2 protein-coding genes are annotated in these 1,951 nt (G+C 72.9%); both read left to right on the top strand.

Annotated elements, in window-relative coordinates:
* Positions 1 to 171: 171 nt before the first annotated feature.
* On the top strand, positions 172 to 1,263 hold the full coding sequence (locus Tther_RS13040; protein ID WP_143904547.1) for a FimV/HubP family polar landmark protein: 1,092 nt from the start codon (positions 172 to 174) through the stop codon (positions 1,261 to 1,263).
* A 34-nt stretch (positions 1,264 to 1,297) separates the two neighbouring features.
* Positions 1,298 to 1,951: tRNA pseudouridine(38-40) synthase TruA (gene truA, locus Tther_RS13045; protein ID WP_143904549.1), on the top strand; the 654-nt coding region annotated here is incomplete at its 3' end.

Genomic DNA, 1,951 nt, shown 5'->3' on the forward strand with positions numbered 1-1,951 from the left:
CCTGCTCGTTCATCGTGCCGTAAAAGCCCCACGACTCGTTCTGGGTGGCGGGGATCTGGGTGGTGGTGTTCATCTCTGGCTCCTGGCGGTTGATCGTTGCGACACCCAACGTGCCGCGCTTCGGGCGGCACCCTGCTCACCCAGCCTTGGACGCTGCCCGCGGCCGGGGGCGTGGCGACCTTGCTCTTGGCCCTGGCCTGGTGGCGCATCCGCCAGCGCCGCCGTGCCGCGGCCGACGCCGCCGCACCCCATGTCGATGCGGTCGGGCAGACGGTCGATACCGAGGACGAGGCGCCCGCCTCGTCGATGATGTACTCGCCCAGCCAGCTCGACGCCGGCGGCGATGTCGATCCCGTGGCCGAGGCCGACGTCTATCTGGCCTACGGCCGTGACCAACAGGCCGAGGAAATCCTGCTGGAAGGGCTGCGGCTGCATCCCGACCGGCTGCCCGTGCGCCTGAAGCTGTTGGAGATCTACGCGCAGCGCCGCGATGTCGAGCGCTTCGCGGCCGGCGCACACGAGCTGCACACGCTCACCGATGGCCAGGGCCCCGAGTGGGAGCGGGCCTGCGAGCTGGGGCAAGCGCTCGACCCGGACAACCCGCTGTACCGGCCTGCGCGTGGCACCGCAGCGACCGGCGCAGCAGCGGGTGTGGCCGCCTCGGCCACCGACGCCGCGCTGCGCACCGCCGCGGCCGCCCCCGCGGACGTGCCCGAACTCGACCTCCGTTTCGACGCGCCGCAAGCACCAGTCCAAGCATCGCCGCCCCCGCCGCCGGCGGACGACACGGTCGATCTGGACTTCGACCTCGACCTCACCGCGCCCGCCGCCGAGGCCGAGGCGACGACGCCCGCCGCCCAGCCCAGCGCCGAGCCGACGCGCGCGCCCGCCGATGAGGGGCTCGACTTCGACCTCGATCTGACCACGCCCGCCGCACCCGCCGTGGCCGAGGCGCCCGCGGGACTGCCGCCGTCGCTGGAGGGCCTGTCGCTCGATCTGCCCGGCGACGAGCCGCCCGCGGCCGAAAGCGACGCGGGCGCTGCGACCGCGGCAGCGGAGCCGCCTGGCGACGATCTCTCCAGCCTCGAGGTCGCCGAGGGCCTGGGTGAGGCCGACCCGCTCGAAACCAAGCTATCCCTGGCGCGCGAGTTCGAAGCCATCGGCGACATCGATGGCGCGCGCACCCTGGCCGAGGAGGTCGTGGCCGAAGCCAGCGGCGAATTGCAGGAGCGCGCGCGCGCGTTCCTCGCGCAGTTGGCGTAAGCGCCGCTGCGCCATTCGGACGGCGGCTGCGGCGATGACGCGCATCGCGCTGGGCATCAGCTACCTGGGTACGGCCTATCTGGGTTGGCAAAGCCAGCCCAACGGGCAAACCGTGCAGGACCGGCTGGAGCGCGCTCTGGCCACCTTTGCCGATGTGCCGGCGATCGCAACCCTGTGCGCCGGCCGCACCGACGCGGGTGTGCACGGCCTCAACCAGGTGGTGCATTTCGACGCGCCCGTCGCGCGGGCGATGAACGCCTGGGTGCGCGGCACCAACCGCTATTTGCCCGCCGACATCGCGGTGCAGTGGGCCCGGCCCGTCCCGCCCAGCTTCCACGCCCGCAACAGCGCCCGCGCGCGCCGCTACGCCTACGTGCTGCTGGAGTCCCCCGTGCGGCCCAGCGTCGAGGCCGGGCGTGTCGGCTGGGTGTTTCGGCCGCTGGCGCTCGAGCCCATGCGGCGCGCCGCCCAACATTTGCTGGGCGAGCACGATTTCAGCTCGTTTCGGGCTGCGCAATGCCAGGCGCATTCGCCCATCAAGCGGCTGCACCGCATCGACATCCGCCGCCATAGCCAGGCACCTGCGCATCGATCAGCACGGCGCGCGCGGCGGCGTAGCGCTCGGCGTATTCTAGGAGATCGAAGCCAGCGGCGCCAGCGCCCAGCGGCACGCGCGCGGCGCGCAGCC

The organism is Tepidimonas thermarum (genome assembly GCF_007556705.1).
GTDB lineage: Bacteria > Pseudomonadota > Gammaproteobacteria > Burkholderiales > Burkholderiaceae_C > Tepidimonas > Tepidimonas thermarum.